Source organism: Marinobacter sp. Arc7-DN-1, assembly GCF_003441595.1.
Classification (GTDB): domain Bacteria; phylum Pseudomonadota; class Gammaproteobacteria; order Pseudomonadales; family Oleiphilaceae; genus Marinobacter; species Marinobacter metalliresistant.
The window spans coordinates 2351497-2367620 of sequence record NZ_CP031848.1 but is presented as its reverse complement, the minus strand read 5'-3'; the positions used below and the strand labels follow the sequence as shown (position 1 = coordinate 2367620).

The 16124-nt window shown below is 60.4% G+C and carries 12 protein-coding genes; 8 read left to right on the top strand and 4 right to left on the bottom strand.

The genetic code is table 11. The features are described 5' to 3' along the window. Nucleotides 1-150: 150 nt before the first annotated feature. Entirely contained in the window at nt 151-2424 is a 2274-nt protein-coding gene (locus D0851_RS11095) for an ATP-dependent helicase (RefSeq protein ID WP_117618712.1), read from the bottom strand. 254 nt (nt 2425-2678) lie between these two features. Between D0851_RS11095 and D0851_RS11090 the strand changes: the two genes are divergently transcribed. The 3 genes from D0851_RS11090 to D0851_RS11080 all read left to right on the top strand — a co-directional run bounded on the left by D0851_RS11090 (nt 2679) and on the right by D0851_RS11080 (nt 5785). Beyond that, a complete protein-coding gene (locus D0851_RS11090) occupies nt 2679-3056 on the top strand; it encodes a DUF2237 family protein (protein WP_117618711.1) in 378 nt (125 codons plus the stop codon). After that, on the top strand, nt 3056-5215 hold the full coding sequence (locus D0851_RS11085) for a tRNA(Met) cytidine acetyltransferase TmcA (RefSeq protein WP_117618710.1): 2160 nt from the start codon (nt 3056-3058) through the stop codon (nt 5213-5215). The genes D0851_RS11090 and D0851_RS11085 overlap by 1 nt, the downstream gene beginning before the upstream one ends. A 72-nt stretch (nt 5216-5287) precedes the next feature. Beyond that, nucleotides 5288-5785, top strand: a complete 498-nt coding sequence (locus D0851_RS11080; RefSeq protein WP_117618709.1) for an ankyrin repeat domain-containing protein — start codon at nt 5288-5290, stop codon at nt 5783-5785. Between the two features lie 16 nt (nt 5786-5801). Here D0851_RS11080 and D0851_RS11075 read toward each other — a convergent pair whose 3' ends face one another. Beyond that, nucleotides 5802-6905 (bottom strand): enoyl-CoA hydratase/isomerase family protein, encoded by a 1104-nt coding sequence (locus tag D0851_RS11075; protein WP_117618708.1) that lies wholly within the window; start codon nt 6903-6905, stop codon nt 5802-5804. 219 nt (nt 6906-7124) lie between these two features. Between D0851_RS11075 and D0851_RS11070 the strand changes: the two genes are divergently transcribed. Beyond that, on the top strand, nt 7125-7460 hold the full coding sequence (locus D0851_RS11070) for a c-type cytochrome (protein WP_117620367.1): 336 nt from the start codon (nt 7125-7127) through the stop codon (nt 7458-7460). A 26-nt stretch (nt 7461-7486) separates the two neighbouring features. Here the strand turns inward: D0851_RS11070 and ppnN are convergent, their stop codons facing one another. Next, nucleotides 7487-8869, bottom strand: coding sequence for a nucleotide 5'-monophosphate nucleosidase PpnN (gene ppnN / locus D0851_RS11065; RefSeq protein WP_117618707.1), 1383 nt, complete (start codon nt 8867-8869; stop codon nt 7487-7489). A gap of 110 nt (nt 8870-8979) precedes the next feature. On the opposite strand from ppnN, the gene thiI reads away from it, so the two are divergent. Continuing rightward, nucleotides 8980-10434: a tRNA uracil 4-sulfurtransferase ThiI gene (gene thiI / locus D0851_RS11060; RefSeq protein ID WP_117618706.1), complete on the top strand. Its 1455-nt coding sequence runs from the start codon at nt 8980-8982 to the stop codon at nt 10432-10434. Nucleotides 10435-10438: 4 nt separating this feature from the next. On the opposite strand, the gene D0851_RS11055 is transcribed toward thiI, so the two are convergent. Continuing rightward, nucleotides 10439-11452 carry a histone deacetylase family protein gene (locus D0851_RS11055; protein ID WP_117618705.1) on the bottom strand — a complete coding sequence of 338 codons (1014 nt, stop codon included), beginning with the start codon at nt 11450-11452 and terminating at the stop codon, nt 10439-10441. A 171-nt stretch (nt 11453-11623) separates the two neighbouring features. Here D0851_RS11055 and D0851_RS11050 point away from each other — a divergent pair, with 171 nt between their 5' ends. The 3 genes from D0851_RS11050 to D0851_RS11040 all read left to right on the top strand — a co-directional run bounded on the left by D0851_RS11050 (nt 11624) and on the right by D0851_RS11040 (nt 16061). Further along, the gene (locus D0851_RS11050) at nt 11624-13075 is read left to right on the top strand and encodes an NAD-dependent succinate-semialdehyde dehydrogenase (protein WP_117618704.1); all 1452 of its coding nucleotides are present in this window, start codon (nt 11624-11626) and stop codon (nt 13073-13075) included. A 241-nt stretch (nt 13076-13316) separates the two neighbouring features. Beyond that, nucleotides 13317-15482 carry a DNA helicase II gene (gene uvrD / locus D0851_RS11045; protein WP_117618703.1) on the top strand — a complete coding sequence of 722 codons (2166 nt, stop codon included), beginning with the start codon at nt 13317-13319 and terminating at the stop codon, nt 15480-15482. A 39-nt stretch (nt 15483-15521) separates the two neighbouring features. Beyond that, complete coding sequence (locus D0851_RS11040; protein ID WP_117618702.1) at nt 15522-16061, top strand: manganese efflux pump MntP family protein; 540 nt, start codon at nt 15522-15524, stop codon at nt 16059-16061. The last annotated feature ends 63 nt before the right edge of the window (nt 16062-16124 follow it).

The window sequence follows — 16124 nt, the reverse complement described above, 5'->3', positions numbered from 1 at the left end:
CTGTTCATTGTCGTTGTGGTACCACACTTTCCCATGAAAAGTGCTTGTATACTCGGAATTTAGGCCAGTAGGCCAAAAAAGACAAAATAATGATACAAGTTGTTACGTCAGCAACTGTACCTGGCTGACGTTTACGTGCCGGAAGTCGGTTCAGACCAGAACAGTGAAATACAGGTGCGCACTTTTCTTGCTGAAATTCAGGGTTTCACCATTGTCGAAATGCACCTCAAACGAGCTTTCATCCTCGGCAACCACGGAGCCGGTGCCAAAAATCGCGTGGCTCAGGCGCCTGTGGTGCCAGAGCGGTTCCGTCGAACTCGCCGATTGTGCGGCCTGACCTTCCAGAGTGACGTTCTCCCGGGTGGCATAGCGCTGGCTGACCGGCGTAAGTGGGGCGGTCAGCCGGATAGTGCCGGTTCCGGCCGGACTGCGCTCATCGAGCCATCGCCCGAATTCCCCGGCCAGCTCGAAACAGCACTCCCCCACAAACCGGCTGGGGCCCTGATCGCCGTCCAGGTGCGGTTGTGCGCTGGCAGGCCGGGTGATCAGGTGAAGGTGCTGGCGGGTACGGGTCATGGCCACGTACAGCAGTCGCCGCTCACTTTCCAGAAACCCTCGGGCATCGTCCTGGGGCCGCGGGCTGTAGGGCAGGTACTTTTCCTGCAGGCCGGGAATGATCACCGTGGGCCATTCCAGCCCCTTGGTGCGGTGAATGGTAGACAACAGAACACCATCTTGCTGTTTCGCGCCGGCCTGTTGCTTCAGGGCCTTCAGGTGCGCCAGGGCGCCCTCGGCGGTTACGTCCAGACTTTTCAGGTACTGCCGGAAACCCTGGATAGTATCGATCCGTTCCTCGGCACCTTCATGGGTCAGCGCCAGGCTCCGGATACCCTCATAGAGGTCCGTATGTTCGGCGTAGACGCTGATCAGCCCCGCCACCGGCCCGCCGTAACTGCGCAGCTGCGCGAGTACTTCGCCCAGTTTCCGCAGTTTGCGCGCCGCCATCGGCGCCAGGGCGTCAAAATCCATCGCCAGCAACCGCTCGTGCCAGCCGCTGGAAAAGCCCGAAAGAAACCGCGCCAGCTGCTCCAGCTCCGGCTCTTTCAGGCCAATATGGGGAAACCGCAACAACTGCCGGGCCTGCTCCAGCCGGTCTTCGTCCGGAAGGTTTTCGAGCTTCCCGGTCACCACCATCAACAGCGCAGTAATGGCCTGCACCTCCCGGCTGAACAGGGCGCCCTTGCCGGCATCAATCCGGTAGGGAATTCGCTGTGCCAGCAGCTTCAGCTCGATCGGCACACTCTGGCTCCACACCCGGAACAGAATGGCGGAGCCTGCCAAAGCCGGCTCGGTCTGGTTTTGCAGAATCTGCAACACCGTATCGGCATCGCTCTCCACCCGGTGCAGGGTAATCTCCGTCTGAGGCGTGGACGGGTGGGAATGGCACAGCACATCCTTGCGACCGGTGTTGTGACAGATCAGATGATTCGCCAGCAGGGCCACCCGGTGACCGTAGCGGAAGGTGTAACTCAGCGTCTGCTCCAGCGGGCTCTCGAATTCATCGCTGAAGCGCTTGAGAATAAACTCCGGCCTGGCGCCCCGGAACTCGTAAATCGTCTGGTCCGGATCCCCCACCACCGTCACCCGGGCCCGGTCCCCGGCCACATAGCGCAGCAACAGATGCTGGACCTCATTGGTGTCCTGGTACTCATCCACCAGAATCAGATCCATCTTGTTGCCCACCAGCCGCTGCAACGGCGGATTCTGATGGATCGCCATCACCGGCTCATACAGCATATCCGCATAACTGATCCGCCCCTGGCCCTTACGCCACTGCTCGAAGCTGTGGAACAGATCAATCAGATACCGGTGCTTGTCCGAATACCCCAACTCCTCAAACACAACCTCCGCCGGCGACAGCGTCGTCTTCACCAGGTCAATAAAGCCCGTCGCCGTCTCCACAAAATCCTTCTTGCTCCGCCGGATCTCGTCCGCCAGATCCTCCGGCGCCAGCCGCCGCGTCAGCTGCCAAGCCTGAAAACTGATCTCCTGATCCGTCAGGATCTTCTCCGAAAACCCCGGCAGGTACCCCTCCCGGACAAACCGCCTGTACAAACGCAGCCCCATGGCGTGATAGGTCCGGATCTCCGGCAACGCCAGCCCGCTCTGACCGCCCACCTCCTGCAACTTCCGCTCGAAATCCACCCGGGCACTGCGATTGAACATCAACACCAGCATCCGGTCCGGGTCATGCCCCTGTTCAAGCAGATACCGTATCCGCCACGCCAGCGTCGACGTCTTGCCGCTCCCGGCCACGGCGGTGATCACCGCATGTTCATAGCCGGCAGTAATAATCGCCCGCTGCTCATCGGTGAGATAATCCGGAAGGTTGGGGGTATCAGGGATTTGGGATTCGGTCGGCATGGCCGGTATTGTAACGGGCTGCTGGTAGAGCGGATACCGCTACCGCATAATTGACAAAGTTCGAGGTGTGAGGACGTTAACTCCCAGGTATGACAGCCAGTTGGTGAGGGGCCTTCCAAAACTGTGCGGAGCCATGGATGGCGGAGCCCAAGCGCCACAGGGATGTGCCGCAAGGAGCGTGTTTTGGAAGGCCCCTCACCAACTGGCTGCCCCCAATGTCCCGCTAACTCCAAAGTTAGAAGGCCCAGATAAAGATGCAAATGTCAGAATCCATAAACGTACTAGGCGAAAAACTGGAAACCTGCGGCAAAGACCCGATCACCGGCTTCTACCGTGATGGCTGTTGCAACGTAGGCCCAGATGACTTCGGCCTCCACGCCGTCTGCGCCGTAGTAACCGACGAATTCCTCGAATTCTCCAAAGCCCGTGGCAACGACCTCAGCACCCCCAGACCCGAATTCGGCTTCGAAGGCCTCAAAGCCGGAGACAGCTGGTGCCTGTGCGCCGCCCGCTGGCAGGAAGCCTTTGACGCCGGCTGTGCACCAAGAGTGCGCCTGCGGGCCACCCACCAGGCCGCCCTGGAAAAGTGCGCCCTCGACGACCTCAAGACCCAGGGCACTGACCTCAGCTGATGAGCCATACCGGCATCAACACCGCGCCGTGCACAAAAGCCTGGCGCAACCTCCAGCAAAGCCTCGCTGCCCGCGGCGAACGCCGGCTTGTTTTGCTGGAAGGCACCCGTGATGCCGCGATCCGGTGGCTGGCCGGCTTGCTGCCAGGCCTGGACTTCCAGACCGGCGTCTGGACCGGTCCGGCTGCGGACACTCCCGACAATCGCCTGACCCGGCTTGCACCATCAGCGGCCCGGAAATGGCTGGGCCGTGAACTCCCGGTGATTGTCTGGGACGGCTGGCAGGGCAATCCGCCGGATGCCTTCGCCGCGCTTTCCGGAGCACTTACCGCGGGCGGTTTGCTGTTCTGGCTGATGCCGCCCCTTGAGCAGTGGCGCCAATTTGCAGATCCGGACTATTCCAGAACTGGCCTGGACCATGAGGGCGGGCACATCTTTGCTGCCCGCATGGCCAGAATTCTGAGGAATCACGAGGCGGCGATCCGAATCACGCCGGACAGTGCGTCCTCCTCGCTTTTACCCTCTCTAACCATTCCGGAGACTGCCTTTACCATTAAAACCACGCCCGATCAGGAACAACTGATCCAGCGTCTGGTTCGCTTTGGCCTCGGCCGCCGACGCCGACCGGTGGTCGTGACTGCGGACCGGGGCCGGGGTAAATCCGCGGCCCTGGGTATGGCAGCGGCGCAACTGCTGCAACACGGCAGACAGGACATCCTTGTTTCTGCCCCGTCGGAACAGAGCGTGGAAACCCTGTTTCGACATGCCCGCGAAGCACTGGGGGATCAACTGGCCAGCGCCAGATCCGGGGAACTGACGACCCGCGGCGGAGGGCGCCTCAGGTACCTCCCGATCCGGGAACTGCTGGCCTCGCGCCCGGAGGCCGAGGTGGTCATGGTGGATGAGGCCGCCGCCATTCCCGCCCCCCTGCTCAAGGCCGTTCTCCTGGGCTGGCCCCGGGTGGCGTTTTCCACCACGGTTCACGGCTATGAGGGGGCAGGAAGGGGGTTTTCCATACGTTTCCGTCAGGTGCTGGAGCAGTCAGCGCCCCACTGGCAATCCCTCAGCCTGACCGAGCCGGTGCGCTGGGCCCAGGGCGATCCGCTGGAAGCCCTGGTCTCAGAATTGTTCATGCTGGCGGCGGACGGTGGTGGTAAATCCCCAGGTCCTGCTGCCAGTTCGGACGAACTGATCATTCAGCCGTGGCAGCCGGCAGAGGCACATGATCCGGAGCTGTCTGATGCCTTCGGCCTGCTGGTGGATGCCCATTACCGGACTGCCCCGGCCGATCTCCGGCAATGGCTGGACGACCCGGCGGCCCGCAGTTGGCGGGCACGAATTGGCGACCAGACGGTGGGCGTGCTCTGGTGTGCACTGGAAGGCGGGCTTGAGCCGGCACTGGCGGAACAGGTCAGCCTCGGTACCCGTCGTATCCGCGGCCATCTGTTGCCCCAGTCACTGGCCAGTCATAGCGGTTATCCGGAAGCAGCCTCCCTGGGGTGTCTCCGGGTGGTCCGTATCGCGGTATCGGACGAGTCGAGGCGGCTGGGTATCGGGAACCGTCTGGTTGAGGCAGCAAAGGCTTTTGCCAGCGAGCAGGGACGGGATTATCTCGGCACCAGTTTTGGTGGTAGCACCGATCTGCTGGCCTTCTGGCAGAGTTGTGGCTTGCAGGTGGTGCGGGCGGGCCTGCAGCAGGAGGCGTCAAGCGGTGAATACCCCTTGCAGATGATCCGGGGTACCAGCCCGGCAGGCTCGGAATTGGCGGAGCGTATCCGTCAGCGGCTGGGAGGGCACTGGCTGACGCTGGTGCCGGCAAACTGGCCGGAGTTTGAACCGCGGTTGCTCGCCGGCATCAGCGCCGATCTGCCACCGGGGCCGCCGCCCGATAACGACGACCTGCGGGATTTGCACAACTTCGCCAACGGTCATCGGGGATTCCAGATGACCGTCCCGGTGTTGCGGAAACTGAGCCGGACACCGGGGATCATGGCGTGGCTGGCAGATCAGGAGCCACTGGCCTTGTGGTGTCGGGCGGTACTCCAGGGCCGGCCATGGTCCTCACTTCAGGCTGAGAAGCTTTGCCGGGGGCAAAAGGATGGCGAAGACCGTTTGCGGCAACTGGTTCACGATCTTATGGAAAACGGGCCGGAGTTGTGAACCGCTCGATTTAATTCCCGGCGTTGGCTGCCCAGAATAGGCGCACCTATCCTTCCACCGAGATTGTTTGTTATGGCCAAGGGAACCGGCTCTCCCCGCTCTTTGCTGATTTTGCTCACGCTGTTCACTTTTTTATCTGCCTGCGCTTCCCAAAGCCAGCCGGTAAATCTCACCCATCAGGCCCTGGCCGAGGCCGATGTGCTTCTGGTTTCAGCCGCCGGTAATGGCGAAAAAAGGCGTGTACAGTTGTTGCTGTCGGCCGGTGCCAATGTGAACACCAGCGATCGTGAGGGCTATACCCCGGTGATGCGCGCCGCTGAGAACGGGCATCTGTCTGTGGTCAAGGTGTTGCTGTCGGCCGGTGCCAATGTCAATGTCAGCCAGGGTGGAGAATCCCTGCTCATGAAGATTGTCGCCAGGGGTGATTTGCTGACGGCTGAAATGCTGGTGGCCGCCGGCGCCGATGTGAATTACCGGGCTGACAGCGGCAAGACGGCGCTGGACATTGCCCGCGCCACCAACAACCGGGATCTGGAGATGCTGCTGGTACAGGCGGGCGCTACGCTCTAGTCGATGTCCCGCAGGACTATTCCAGCCCCATCGGATCGGTTTCATCGTTCCATTCCGGCATGAAATGGGCCGCAACCACCTCCTCGGGCACATCGGCAATCCGCTCATAGGACCACCGTGGGTTGCGGTCCTTGTCGATGGCCAGGGCCCGGATGCCCTCTTTCAGATCAGGTCTGCGGGTGCACTCCGATGCCATCGCCAGCTCCATCCGGAAAATATCCCTGAGTGACATCTGCTGGGCCTTCTTCAGCTGTGTCCACACCAGCCATGCCGACACCGGGCAGCCAGTCCTGAGGGTTTTCATACAGGTATTCCACCACTCACTGCCGACCTCTGCCGACAACAGCTGATCGACGATCTCCGGCAGTTCGTCGCCGGAACTCAGCCGGGCGATGTATTGCTCATGCTGCTCCAACTGGCTGACCGGCAGCGCCCGGTAATCGGGGGTCTGGACCCGGCTGAGCAGCCGGAACAGGCGGTTGTCATTGGCGGCGGCCTTGCCGGTCCAGCGTTCTTCCTGTAGCCGCGCCATCAGGTTGTCACGGTCCTCCGGCCGGATTGCCAGATCGGCGAGGCCGACGCGGAGGGTGTCCGTGGCATTCAGGCGAGCGCCGGTCAATCCCATGAACAGGCCGAGGCGTCCGGGAAGCCGGTTCAGAAACCAGCTGGCGCCCACGTCCGGGAACAGGCCAATGGCGATTTCCGGCATGGCCAGCGTAATGTCCGGAGTAACCAGACGATAACGGCAGCCGGAAAACAGGCCAAGGCCGCCGCCCATAACCACGCCCTGGGCAATGCCAACCACCGGTTTCGGGAAGCGGTGAAGGCTGTAATCCAGCCGGTATTCGCGGGTAAAGAAGCGGGCCGGCTTTTCGGGATCGGTTGGATCAATGATGGCATCGTAGAGCTGCCGGATATCCCCGCCGGCACAGAACGCCCGGTCACCGGCGCCCTGCAGGACAACAAGGCAGATCCGGTCGTCCCCGGCCCAGCGGTCCAGGGTGCTCTGGGCCTGCTCAATCATGCTGTCGGAAAGCGCATTGAGGGTGCCGGGTGAATTCAGTGTCAGCAGGCCGATGTGGCCTTCGCGACAGGCAAGTTCCTGGGCCTCTACAGACATTGAGGGTATCTCCGGAAAATGAAAATAATCCTTGGCACGGAATCGGTCGTACTGTCACCTAAATAGCCAGGACAGGTAAAGAGGACCAACGTCGGAGGAAGGCCCTTGATCTATCACATTTGAGGTTCCGGGGCTCTGTGCTATAAATGCTAGTCAGTTTACCGTCCGGTTCAAGGTGCCGGTCGAAAATCCGAAAACGATGATGAGAGGGTAATGGCAATGAATCTGAAACACTACGCTATTGTGGGAATCTTTGCGTTCAGCGCTGCAGTTCCTGCTGTAGTTTCTGCGGCAGACGCCGCGGCAGGCAAGGCCAAGGCGGCAGTCTGTGCTGCGTGTCACGGCCAGAACGGCCTGGCACAGATCCCCACCTATCCGAACCTGGCGGGCCAGAACGAGCAGTACCTTGTATCGGCACTGAAGGCCTACAAGAACAAGGAACGCTCCGGTGGCCAGGCGGCCATTATGCAGGGCCAGGCTGCGGCCCTGAGCGATACTGACATCGCAAACCTGGCGGCCTATTATGCCAGCCTGCCGGCAGACGGCGGCAAGTAAGCCATCTGCCGCGTCAGCGGTGCGGCTCAGGCCGCCCCGCTGACAATCCGATAGCTGGGTCGATAGGCCGAAGAGCCCGGCAACTTCATCCGGTTCTGCGCCACGAATTGTTCCAGCATCGCTTCAAGTGGCTTGATCAGGCTCGGGTCGCCGGCAATTTCGAACGGTCCCTTCTCCTGAACCTGACGGATTCCTCCCTCCTTGACGTTCCCGGCAACGATACCGCTGAAGGCCTTGCGCAGATTGGCGGCAATCAGATGTACCGGTTGGTCCCGGTGCAGCTCAAGGGCGCGCATGTTGTCGTGATTCGGCTCGAAGGGTAACTGGAACACCGGATCGATTTTCAGCATCCAGTTGAAGTAATAGGCGTCCTGCATGGCGCGCCGGAAGGTTTCCACCTCCTTCATGCCTGTTTTCATGGTCTGCGCCACACGTACCGGATCGTCAATAATGATTTCATACTTGTTCGCCGCTTCATCGCCCAGGGCGTTGCGGATGAACTTGTCGATCATCTCGAAATATTCGGCATTCTCCTGCTGGCCGGTGAACACCACCGGGAAGGGCAGGTCGGCGTTGTCCGGGTGCAGCAGGATGCCCAGCAGGTAGAGAATTTCCTCGGCGGTGCCGACACCGCCCGGGAACACAATCACTCCGTGGCCACAGCGGACAAACGCCTCCAGACGTTTCTCGATGTCCGGCATGATCACCAGTTCGTTGACGATGGGGTTCGGCGCCTCTGCCCCAATGATCCCGGGCTCGGTGATGCCAATATAGCGGCCGTTTTTTACCCGCTGCTTGGCATGGCCGATGGTGGCACCCTTCATCGGACCCTTCATGGCGCCTGGCCCGCAACCGGTGCAGATGCTCAGGGCTCTCAGGCCCAACTGATGGCCCACTTCCTTGCTGTACTGGTATTCCGCGTGGCTGATGGAGTGGCCGCCCCAGCAAACGACAAGATCCGGCTGCCGCCCCGCCTGCATGACGCGGGCGTTCCGCAGGATGTGGAATACGTAATTGGTGAGGTCTTCAGGATCGTCCCGGCGAAAACCGGCGGCGGACTGGGGGATCGAGTGTGAATAGATAATATCCCTCAGAACGGAAAACAGATGCTCCCGGATTGCCCTGAGCATCTGGCCGTCGACAAAGGCGTGGGCAGGGGCATTGATCAGCTCCAGCTTCAGGCCACGTGGTTGCGGTACCAGCCGGACGTCAAACTCCGCATGGGATTCCATCAGGGCCTTGCAGTCATCGGTTTCTATGCCGGTGTTCAGAACCGCCAGTGCGCACTGGCGGAACAAGCGATACAGGCCGCCTTCGCTGCGGTCCTTGAGCCGGTTGACCTCGTGATTGGAAAGAATTTCAAGGCTGCCCTCGGGGGAGACCAGGGCATTGATGGTCATTTCCTGCATTAACGGTGAAGCTCCTGAATGTTGCGGCAATGCCTGATTTTGAGGCACGGAGTCAAAACGGTACACTAAGCGCTTTCCCTTTCATACGCCACCCGACAAAATTCCGATTTATGAAACTGTTGATTCGTCCCGCCCCGGAAGTAGCCATCAAAAGCAAGCCCGTCCGCCGCCAACAGATGCGTCATCTGAGGCAGAACATACGCAAGCTCCTTGCCCGGGTGGATCCGGAAATCCGGGTGGAAGGCAGCTGGGACCGGGTCGACGTGGAGGTGCCGGATGGTCGCCGTCTGTCCGGCCCGGTAGTTGAAGCGCTTCTGCGCATTCCGGGCATCTCCACCATCCAGGAAATCGGGGCGTTTCCGCTTGTCAGCCTTGAGGATGTTGCCGAAAAGGCCGTTGACGCCTTCTCCGGGCGCCTGAATGGCAAGACCTTCGCAGTCAGGGCCCGTCGCCATGGCGAGCACAGCTTCCGCTCCATTGACCTGGAGCGGATGGTCGGCGCTGCACTCATGCAGGCATCCGGCGCCACCGGGGTTGATCTGAAGTCACCCCAGGTTGAGGTGCGCATCGAAGTTCAGGGCGATCAGTTCCATATTGCCCACCGCAAGCATCGGGGCCTGGGTGGCTACCCGCTGGGCAGTGTCGAGAACGTTCTGACCCTGATCTCGGGTGGTTACGACTCCTCGGTCGCGGCCTACCTGATGATGCGGCGGGGGCTTCGCAATCACTTTCTGTTTTTCAGTCTGGGTGGTACCGCCCACGAAGTTGGCGTGCGCCAGGTGGTGCATTACCTCTGGGACCGCTACGGCGCCTCCCACAGCGCCAAGTTTATCGCCGTGCCGTTTGAGGGTGTGGTGGCCGAGATCATGCGTTCGGTCAGCCAGCGACACTGGGGTGTGGTACTGAAGCGGCAGATGCTGGTGGCCGCAGCCGAGATTGCCCGGAAGAACAATGCCATTGGCCTGGTGACCGGCGATGCCGTGGCCCAGGTGTCCAGTCAGACCCTGAGCAATCTGAATGTAGTGGACCGTGCCACTGACGAAGTGGTCCTGCGCCCGCTGGTGTCCATGGACAAGGAATCCATCATCCGGATTGCCCGGGAAATTGGCACCGAATCCTACGCCCGCACCATGCCGGAATACTGCGGCGTTATCTCCCGGAAGCCTGCAACCCGCGCCAAACTGCACCGGGTGGAAGAAGATGAAGCCCAGATGAACGCGGCCGTTCTGGCGAATGCCATTGACGCCCGGGAGGAAACCCCGGTAAACCGCCTGCTGGAAACGACCGTTACGCCGGAGGAGGTCGAGCTGGTGCAGACGCCGGCAGTGGATGACGTGATTATCGACGTGCGCCATCCCTCAGAGGGGGAGCAGGCACCCCTGGAACTGACCAGCAATGAAATCCTGCAGATTCCGTTCTACGAACTTAACCGGCAGATGGCGGACCTGCCGGGGAATCGACAGTATCTGCTGTACTGCGATCGCGGCACCATGAGCCGCATGCACGCGGGGCACCTGAAAGCCGAAGGGCACGAAAACGTGAAGGTTTACGCGCCCGTCGTCTGAAATTTCAGCCCTCCAGGCCTTTGAAGAACTGCTGGACATTCTCGCTGAGCGTGTCCAGATCATAGCCCCCTTCCTGAACCACCAGCGTCGGCAGCCCCAGCTTTCGCACGTGGGTACTGAGCTTGCAGAAGCCTTCTGACGACACAGATACCTTGGCCTGGGGGTCGTTCTTGTAGATATCAAAGCCAAGGGCGAGGATCAGGGCATCCGGCTGGAACAGTTTGATGGCGGTCAGGGCTTCGTCCAGCTTCGCAAAGAAATCGTCCTCGGATGAACCGTGGGGCATTGGCATATTGATGTTGTAACCGAAGCCTTCGCCTTCGCCCCGCTCGGTCCCGAAGCCGGTGACCACCGGATAGAAATTGGTGGGGTCGCCGTGGATCGAGATATAGAGCACGTCGCTGCGATCGTAGAAGATCTCCTGAATGCCTTGGCCGTGGTGCATGTCGGTATCGAGAATCACGATCTTCGGGAACCGGGTTTTCATGTGCTCGGCGGCAATGGCGGCATTGTTCAGGTAGCAGAAGCCGCCTGCGGCATCCCTCCGCGCGTGATGGCCGGGTGGGCGACACACGGCGTAGGAGGTACGATCACCCGCAATCAGGGCATCGGCCGCTCCGAGGGCACTTTGGGCGGACCAGTAGGCGGCATGCCAGGTATGCTCGCCAATCGGACAGCTGCCATCGGCCTGGTAACGGGCTGCTTCGGCGAGAATGCCGGTCAGGTGATTGGGAGCGCGGACGAATATATTGGAGATGACCTCGTCGCCCCAGTCATCCATCTGTTTCCAGCGACGATGGGCGGATTCCAGAAAGCGGAGGTAACCCAGATCGTGAACCTTCGAGATTGGGCCGGCGCCCTGATCCGCCGGCTGAAGCACTGACACGCCCATCTCCTTCAGGCCATCCAGCATCTGCCCGGTACGATCCGGCACTTCCTGGGGCTGACGCATCTGGCCCCGGGTAAAGTAAGTCTGTGGAATGTGCTGGTCCTGTGCGGGATGGAAAAATGCTTTCATTGTCCGGCCTCCTGAATGTCTGGTTCTCCGAGTATAGGCACAGTCGGAGGATGATCAATAGTCCGCCCTTGACTTTACAGGCTGCGCTACAACACTCACTATGAAAGACCTAAGCTACTGACGCAATGCCGTCCCGTAAGGGACGCCGCCAACTACCGAAAAGGAGCCAAGATGATCGAGTCACCCCTGTTGAAAAAGATGACTGGCTACATTGGCGGTCGCTGGACAGACAACGCCGACGGCAACACCTTTGATGTCTACAATCCCGCCACCGGTAAAGTCATCGCGCAAGTGCCGTCAATGCCGGAGCAGGACATTCTGGCGGCCGTGGCCGCCGGCAAGTCGGCCCTGAAACTGACCAGTCCCTACCCGATCGAAACCCGCCGAAAATGGCTGGAAGACATCCGGGATGCGCTCAAGGCCAATAAGGAAGAGGTTGGTCGGATTCTGTGCATGGAGCACGGCAAACCGCTGCAGGAAGCCCAGGGCGAAGTGGATTACGCCGCAGGCTTCTTCGATTACTGCTCGAAGCACATCCAGGCCCTGGATGCCCACACCATCCCGGAAAAGCCGAAAGACTGCACCTGGACCGTCCACTACCGGCCGATTGGTGTTACCGGCCTGATCACGCCCTGGAACTTTCCCATCGGCATGATCGCCAAGAAACTCTCTGCAGCCCTGGCAGCAGGCTGCCCGTCGGTGATCAAACCGGCCAGCGAAACCCCGCTGACCATGATTGCCCTGTTCACCCTGATGGACAAACACACCGATTTGCCCGATGGCATGGTTAACCTCGTGATGGGCAAGGCCAGCGTGATCGGCAAGGTGCTGTGCGAAAGCCCGGACGTGCCCATGCTCAGCTTCACCGGCTCCACCGAAGTGGGTCGCAAGCTGATCCTCGATACCGCCGATCAGGTCAAGAAGCTGGCTCTGGAACTGGGTGGCAACGCGCCGTTTATTGTCTTTGACGACGCCGATCTGGACGCCGCCGCCGATAACCTGATCGCCAACAAATTTCGTGGCGGCGGCCAGACCTGCGTCTGTGCCAACCGCATCTTCGTGCACGAGAAAGTGGCCGATGCCTTTGGCCAGAAGCTTGCTGAGCGCGTGAACAGGATGACCGTGGGTGATGGCATCAACGGTGATGTCGATCTCGGCCCGCTGATCAACCAGGCCGGCTTCGACAAAGTGAAGCGTCACCTGGAAGATGCTCTCGACAAAGGCGCGAAACTGGTTGCAGGCAAGCAGCCCGGCGAACTCGACGAGAGTCTGTTCTTCCCGCCCACGGTGGTGCATGGCGTGAACCGGGATATGCTTTGCTATCGGGAAGAAACCTTCGGCCCGCTGGTGCCCATGGCCCTGTTCCGCACGGAAGAAGAGGTCATCGAAGCCGGTAACGATACGGAGTTCGGCCTGGCATCCTATGTGTTCACCAGCGATGCCGAGCGCGCCCAGCGTGTTGCCGCCGGCCTCCGTTTCGGCCACTGCGGCTGGAACACCGGCACCGGCCCGACGCCGGAAGCGCCGTTCGGTGGCATGAAGGCGTCCGGCATCGGCCGGGAGGGCGGCCTTGAAGGGCTATTTGAGTTTGTAGAAGCTCAGACGGTCCCCAGAGGTTTCTGATAGAAAAGCTTTCTCCCAAGCAAGATAAGTACGGGGGCGGGCCCCTGTTCAGGACTGTCTGTGGCCATGGATGGCCACAGCCAAGCGCACATGGATGTGCTCGTAGCGTGTCCTGAACAGGGGCCCGCCCTCGTGCTACGCCTCCGAAAGAAGAGGGCTAACCCAAGCCCAACACAAATCCCGCTTTTCTCCTGTTATACTCACAAACCTGTTTATTTAACCAGTAGCGAACCGATTCTTTATGGACGTCTCCCACATCATCGATCCGTTGAACGATGCCCAGCGCGAAGCTGTCACCGCCCAAAACGACCACCTGCTGGTGCTAGCGGGCGCAGGTAGTGGCAAAACCCGGGTCCTGGTCCACAGGATCGCCTGGTTGATGACCGTGGATCGGGTTCCGCCCACCGGCATCCTGGCGGTGACCTTCACCAACAAGGCCGCCAGGGAAATGCGGTATCGCATCGAGCAGATGATGCAGATTCCTGCCCGCGGCCTCTGGTTCGGAACCTTCCATGGTATTGCCCACCGGCTGTTGCGGTCGCACTGGAAAGACGCCGGCCTGCCGGAGAACTTCCAGGTACTGGACAGCGACGACCAGCTGCGGCTGATCAAGCGGGTGATGCGGGAAAACCAGATTGACGAGAGCAAGTGGCCGCCCAAGCAGGCCCAGTGGTTCATCAACAGCCAGAAGGACGAAGGGCTGCGGGCGGATCATATCCAGGAGAATCCGGGTGATCATTTCCTGTCGATCATGCTGAAAATCTACCGCCAGTACGAAAAGCTCTGTCAGCAGGGTGGTCTGGTGGATTTCGGTGAGCTGCTGCTGCGTTCCCACGAGCTCTGGCTGCATCGGCCGGAGCTTCTGGCCCATTACCAGAGCCGATTCCAGCACATCCTGGTGGACGAGTTCCAGGATACCAACACCATTCAATACGCCTGGCTACAGGTGCTCGCCAGCAATCGGGTGCCAATGACGGTGGTGGGGGACGACGATCAGTCCATCTACGGCTGGCGGGGTGCCAAGGTGGAGAACATCCAGCAGTACCAGCGGGACTTTCCCAATGCCCGGCTGGTGCGTCTGGAGCAGAACTACCGGTCCACACAGATGATTCTGAAAGCGGCCAACGCGGTGATCGCCAACAACCAGGGCCGGCTGGGCAAGGAGCTGTGGACCGACGGCCCGGAGGGTGAACCGATCAGCCTGTACGCGGCCTTCAACGAACAGGACGAAGCCAACTACATCGCCGACAGCATCTCCGCCTGGGTACAGGACGGCAACCTGCGCAGTGAATCGGCGATTCTCTATCGCTCCAACGCCCAGTCCCGGGTGCTGGAAGAATCCCTGATGCGCCAGGGCATTCCCTACCGGGTTTACGGCGGCCTGCGGTTCTACGATCGCCAGGAAATCCGCAATGCGCTGGCGTACCTGCGACTGGTGCAGTACCGGCGCGATGACGCGGCCTTCGAGCGGGTGGTCAACGTGCCGCCCCGGGGCATTGGTGCCAAGAGCCTGGCAGAGCTTCGGGAATACGCCACGGAGCAGGGCATTTCCCTGTGGGAGTCCGCCGAACGGTTGCTGGAAGCCGGGCAGGTGAAAGGCCGGGCCAAAACCGGGCTGCAGTCATTCATTGCCATCATCGAAGGGTTGTCTGAGATGGCAGGCGATGCGTCGTTGCATGGCCTGATGAAGCAGACCATTGAAGACAGTGGACTGAAAGACTATCACGCCAGCGAAAAAGGCGAGAAAGGCCAGGCCCGGGTGGAAAACCTGGAGGAACTGGTCAACGCACTGTCTGATTATGAAGTAGAGGATGGCGTTGATCCCCTGGCGGAATTCATCGCCCAGGCGGCGCTGGACGCCGGGGAATCCCAGGCCGAAGACCATGAAGACAGCGTCCAGCTTATGACCCTTCACTCCGCCAAAGGCCTTGAATTTCCGCTGGTGTTCCTGGCCGGTGTGGAGGAAGGCCTGTTCCCCCACGGCATGTCCCTGGAAGAACCCGGCCGCATGGAAGAAGAACGGCGCCTGGCCTATGTGGGTATTACCCGGGCCATGAAAAAACTGGTGCTCACTTACGCTGAATCCCGCCGCCTGTATGGCCAGGAAAAGTTCAACGCCCTGTCCCGGTTCGTACGGGAGATCCCGGGTGGCTGCCTGCAGGAAGTCCGCTTACGCAACACCGTCACCCGCCCGGCCATGGTTGAGCGGCCAAACCAAAGTCTGTTCGCCCAGGACTCGGCGCAGCAGTCCGGCTTCAGCCTGGGGCAGAGGGTGCGCCATCCGAAGTTCGGCGAGGGTATCGTTATGAATTCAGAGGGAACCGGGCACCATACACGGGTGCAGGTGAACTTTGATGACGGCGCCAAATGGCTGGTGCTGGCCTATGCGCCGCTGGAAGTCTGCTGACAGATCGTTACCCGTTACTGCAACTGGAGCTTGAAGAGCATGATTGAAGTGTTGGTGCTGGCCGTGGCACTGAGTATGGATGCGTTCGCCGTGTCGATTGGCTTGGGTTCCAAGCACAAGAAAAAAGCATCATCGCTCGCCGTCATGGCGGGGCTGTATTTTGGGGTGTTTCAGGGGCTGATGCCACTGATCGGCTACCTGGGCGGTCAGGGTGTGCTTGGCTGGGTTGAGGTCTATGCGCCCTGGATTGCGTTCATCCTGCTGGCGCTTGTTGGTGGCAAGATGATTTATGAGGCATTTTCCGAAGGGGTAGAGGAGGACATCGCAATCATCACCCATCGGGTTATGTTGATGCTGGCCATTGCCACCAGCATTGATGCCATGGCGGCCGGATTTGCCCTGACCCTGCTGGATGTTGCGCCTTTACAGGCTTGCCTGGTTATTGGTGTGACCACGTTGCTCTTCAGTGTAGCCGGAGTCTATATCGGTACCCGCAGTGGCACCTTCCTTGAGGGCAAAGCGGAATTTGTCGGCGGCGTGGTGATTGTGCTGATCGGGCTCAAGATTCTGTTCATGTGAGCCCGGGTATCCACCAGCAGTACCTGTCTCTCAACGATCCTGAAAGCCTTGGCATGCGCACAC